Origin of the sequence: Spirillospora sp. NPDC049652, assembly GCF_040675125.1 — a bacterium.
GTDB lineage: Bacteria > Actinomycetota > Actinomycetes > Streptosporangiales > Streptosporangiaceae > Spirillospora.
In genome coordinates this window covers 1-4,345 of sequence record NZ_JBFAOF010000632.1, presented here as the reverse complement: position 1 = coordinate 4,345, position 4,345 = coordinate 1, and the positions used below count along the sequence as shown (strand labels likewise).

Annotated in this window: 3 protein-coding genes and 1 pseudogene; 1 reads left to right on the top strand and 3 read right to left on the bottom strand. The window is 72.7% G+C overall.

What is annotated here, in order from left to right:
- Nucleotides 1-137 precede the first annotated feature (137 nt).
- Complete coding sequence (locus AB0J52_RS29500) at nt 138-1,601, top strand: MFS transporter (RefSeq protein WP_500185820.1); 1,464 nt, start codon at nt 138-140, stop codon at nt 1,599-1,601.
- A 39-nt stretch (nt 1,602-1,640) separates the two neighbouring features.
- Here the strand turns inward: AB0J52_RS29500 and AB0J52_RS29495 are convergent, their stop codons facing one another.
- From AB0J52_RS29495 to AB0J52_RS29485, 3 genes and pseudogenes are all read right to left on the bottom strand, one after another.
- On the bottom strand, nt 1,641-2,501 hold the full coding sequence (locus AB0J52_RS29495; protein WP_500185819.1) for a hypothetical protein: 861 nt from the start codon (nt 2,499-2,501) through the stop codon (nt 1,641-1,643).
- A 112-nt stretch (nt 2,502-2,613) separates the two neighbouring features.
- The gene (locus tag AB0J52_RS29490; protein ID WP_500185817.1) at nt 2,614-3,969 is read right to left on the bottom strand and encodes an acetyl-CoA carboxylase biotin carboxylase subunit; all 1,356 of its coding nucleotides are present in this window, start codon (nt 3,967-3,969) and stop codon (nt 2,614-2,616) included.
- Between the two features lie 31 nt (nt 3,970-4,000).
- Nucleotides 4,001-4,345 (bottom strand): annotated as a pseudogene (locus tag AB0J52_RS29485) (acetyl-CoA carboxylase carboxyl transferase subunit beta); the annotation flags it as partial.

The following is a 4,345-nucleotide window of genomic DNA, read 5'->3' as shown; positions in this document are numbered from 1 at the left end:
ACGTCGGGATGCGTGGGTCGCGGGGTCGCCCGGCGCCGCCGCGGGCGGTGCCGTTCGAGGTTCCCCTTGTCGTCTGGGCCATGATCGGAGTATACGTATTACATTCCGATCCGGAACGAAACGTTATGGAGGCCGCCATGGCCCGCACCTCCGGCGAACCGGTGGACCACCCCGCCGGCCGCGCCCCTGACCGACCCCCCTCTTCCGCCCCGGCGACGGATTCCGGTGGCGACGGCGTCTTCGGCGGCGCCTACCGCGCGCTCACCCTCGGCGTCCTGCTGTCGGTCGGCGTCGTCGCGTTCGAGTCGCTGGGGGTGGCGACCGTGCTGCCCGGCATCGCCGACGACCTCGACGGACTCGGCGCCTACGGCTGGGGACTGTCCGCGCTGATGCTGGCCAACATCATCGGCACCGTGCTCGCGGGACGGGTCGCCGACCGGCGCGGCCCGTGGCGGCCGATGGCCTGGGGGACGGCCGTCCTGGCGGCCGGTTGCGTGGTGGCCGCCGCCGCTCCCACCTGGCCGCTCTTCCTGGCCGGCCGCTTCTGCCAGGGGCTCGGGGTGGGCGCGGTGATGGCCACGGCCTACACCGTGATCGGCCTGGCCTATCCCGAACGCCTGCGGGCCCGGATGTACGCCCTGCTGTCGTCGGCGTGGACGGTCCCCTCGCTCGTCGGCCCGGCCGTCACCGGCACGCTGGCCGACCACACCACCTGGCGCTCGGTCTTCCTGGTCATCCTTCCGATCATCGTCGTCGCGGCGGCGCTCACGCTGCCCGCGCTGCGCGTGCTGCGCCGTCCGACCGGCACGGCCGTCGCCGCCACCGCGCTGCCGTGGTGGAAGCGCCCGCTGAGCAGCTCTGTCCTGCTCACCGTCGGGACGGGTCTCCTCCTGCAGGCCTTGCTGCTGAACAACGTTGCTCTCTTGCTCGGCCTGGCCCTCGTCGGCGTCGCCGTCATGGCGCCCGCGCTGCGCTGGGTGACCCCGGCGGGCACACTCACCGCCCGGCCCGGTGTCGGCGCAGGCGTCACCGTCCGCGCCCTGCTCTGCGGGACCTACTTCGGCACCGAGGCGTTCCTTCCGCTCGGACTCCAGGACCTGCGCGGAATGAGCGCCACCGTGGCCGGGCTAGGACTGTCGGCTGGGGCGATCACCTGGGTGGCCGGTTCCGCCCTGCAGGCCAAGCGCGACACCGGCGGCGCCGGGCGTGTCGCCGCCACTGTCACCGGCTTCGCCGTGCTTCTCGGGGGAGTCGTGCTGATCGCCCTCACGACTCTGTCGGACGTGCTGCCGTCATGGACCGCCATCCTCGGCTGGGCCGTCGGAGGGCTGGGGATGGGCGTCGCGTTCAACGCCTCCACGACCGAGACGCTGGGACAGGCCTCGGCCGAGCGGCAAGGTGAGGCCAGCGGAGCCCTCCAGCTCGCCCAGACCTTCGCCACCGCCGTGATTGCCGGACTCGGCGGAGGGGCCATCGCGCTCAGCAAGAACCATGACACCTCGATGCGGGCCGCTCTGCTGATCGTGTTCGTCCTGACCGGCCTGCTCGCCGTCGCGGGGATGCTCGTCTCCCACCGGCTCCGTCCCACGACCCGCCTCTAAAGAGGACCGGACATCCTCCAGGAAGTTCGAGGAGCCGAGTCACGGGGTGTCCGGCCATGGCCGGGGATCGGGGAGGCGCCTCCACCACCAGCTACGCCCGGCGAGTTCGGCCTCCCCGATTCCGAACAGCGCAGCCGCGCTCGTGCCGTCCTCGCCCGTGGCGCTCCGAAAAGCGTTGTCGATCTGGTTGACGGCGTCGGCGAACCGTTCGGCGGCCGCGGCGGGGAGCCGTTCGACACCGGCTGCGAGCTCGTCGCGGCACTCAAGGGCTTGTCGGTAATACTCGAGGGGATACCAGCCGTCAGGCGGCCATCCGCTGGCCATACGGACCGCCGTGCTCTCCCACGCGCCGAGCAGGTTTCCCGCCCGTGACAGGGCTTCTTCCGCTTCGGCAGGCACGCGCAGGGTCGCCAGCCGGGATTGCAGACCGTCCCGAACCGGAGTGGACATCCGGTACTCCGGGATGACCTCGGGGATCAACGCCACGGGGACGTGCGGCAGTGATGGCACGGCCATCTCCACCGCATCGATCACCAGCCGTGGCTGCGCGTCATCATCCGCACCGTCCTCTTCGCGCACGCGGGCGCGGGCCTGTCGGCCATCCGGCGTGACCAGCAAATACGCGCTGGGGCGAACCAGTCCAGCGTCGTACAGCACCACGGTTCCCAGCTGCTCGGCCAAGCCGGCGGCGAGTTCCCGCCGGCTCGGCTGCCTCGTCTCCGACGACGTCACGACATAGATCTCAAGCCGCCAGTCCACATCCCCCAGAGTGGACCCGTACTCGCAGCCGACCAGGGCGTCCCAGTTCCGTTCCAGGGAGTCTTCGTCGTGGACGGCGACCTCGCTCACCGGCACCGAAGCCAACGATGCCAAGGCCGAAGCGAGCCGGTCCAGATCCATCTCACCAACGAGAAGGAACCCGTATCCCTGAACAGCCAACTGATGCCCCCTTACACAAAGCCGAGCCTACGGACCCGGTCACCGGGTCCTGCCAGGGCCACACCCGTTCAGGTCAGGCGCGGACTTCGGGGAGGGCGTCCACCAGGCCGGTGGTGTGTTTGGCGGCCCGGAAGGCGGGGTGGGCCAGGACCTGGCGGAGGAAGTCGCGGGTGGTGTGGACGCCTCGGCCGGAGACGGCGAACTCCTCCAGGGCGCGGTCGGCCCGGTCCATGGCCTGGCGGCGGTCGGGAGCCCAGACCACGAGCTTGGCCAGGAGCGGGTCGTAGTCGGCGGACACCCGGAAGCCGGGGCGGCCGTGGGTGTCCACCCGGACGAAGGGGCCGCCGGGAGGCTGGAACTCGTCGACCGTTCCGGGGGTCGGCAGGAATCCGCGCGCGGGGTCCTCGGCGTTGATGCGGAACTCCATGGCCACGCCGCGGGGGTCGATGTCCTGCTGGGTGATGGACAGGCCGTATCCGGCGGCCACCCGCAGCTGTTCGCGGACGAGGTCGACGCCGGTGACCATCTCGGTGACCGGGTGTTCCACCTGGATGCGGCAGTTGACCTCCATGAAGGTGAACGAGCCCGACTCGTCCACCAGGAACTCGTAGGTTCCCGCCCCCGCGTAGCCGACCTGGCGGGCGGCCTTCACCGCCGCGTCGCAGATGCGGTCGGCCAGGTCCCGGGAGAGGCCGGGGGCGGGGGTCTCCTCGATGAGCTTCTGGCGGCGGCGCTGCACCGAGCAGTCGCGTTCGCCCAGGTGCAGGACGGTTCCCGCGCCGTCGCCCAGCACCTGGACCTCGATGTGCGAGGCGTTCTCCAGGTACCGCTCGAGGTACAGGCGGGGGTCGCCGAAGACGGCCTGGGCGGAGGCGCGGGCGTCGGCCCAGGCGCGGGCGAGGTCCTCGGGGCGGCGGACGACCATCACGCCGCGTCCGCCGCCGCCCGCGGTGGCCTTGAGGATCACCGGATAGCCGATCGACCCGGCGACCGACGCGGCCTGTTCGAGGGTGGCGAGGGAGCCCGCGCTGCCGGGCAGGACGGGGAGGCCCGCGGCGCGGGCGATCTCGCGGGCGCGGGCCTTGTCGCCGAGTTCGCGCATCAGCGCGGCGCCGGGGCCGATGAAGGTCAGCCCCTCGGCCTCGCAGATCTCGGCGAAGTCGGCGTCCTCCGACAGGAAGCCGTAACCCGGGTGGACGGCCTCGGCGCCGGTGCGCAGCGCGGCGGTGACGATCGCGGCCGCGTTGAGGTAGCTGCGGCGGGCGTCGGCGGGGCCGATGCAGACGGCCTCGTCGGCGACGCGGGTCACCGCCGAGTCGCGGTCGGCCTCGGAGTAGACCGCGACCGTCCGCACGCCGAGTTCCCGGCAGGTGCGGGCGACGCGGAGCGCGATCTCGCCTCGGTTGGCGATCAGTACGGTAGAGAACACGGGTGCGGTCTCCTTGCTGGTCGGTGGCCGGTCAGCGCCGTCCGTGCCGGGCGAAGCGGTCGCGGCGGCGGGCCACCAGATCAGCGGCGGGCAGCTCGGCGAGCTCGGCCAGGGCGGTGGCGACGGCCGCGCGGAGCGCGGCGGCGGAGGCGGCCGGGTCGCGCCCGGTGCCGCCCGGGGGCTCGGGCAGGACGGCGTCGAGGACGCCGAGGTCGAGCAGGTCGCGGGCGCCGATGCGCAGCGCGGCGGCGGCCTCCAGGGCGGCCGACTGGTTCTTCCACAGGATCGCGGCGCACCCCTCGGGGCTGATCACCGAGTACATCGCGCCGGACCAGGCGTAGACGCGGTCGGCGACGGCGAGCGCGAGCGCGCCGCC

Excerpts from the sequence above, each read along its gene's own strand:
- AB0J52_RS29495 (WP_500185819.1), bottom strand. The coding sequence starts at position 2,501 with ATGGATCTGGACCGGCTCGCTTCGGCCTTGGCATCGTTGGCTTCGGTG.
- AB0J52_RS29500 (WP_500185820.1), top strand. The coding sequence starts at position 138 with ATGGCCCGCACCTCCGGCGAACCGGTGGACCACCCCGCCGGCCGCGCC.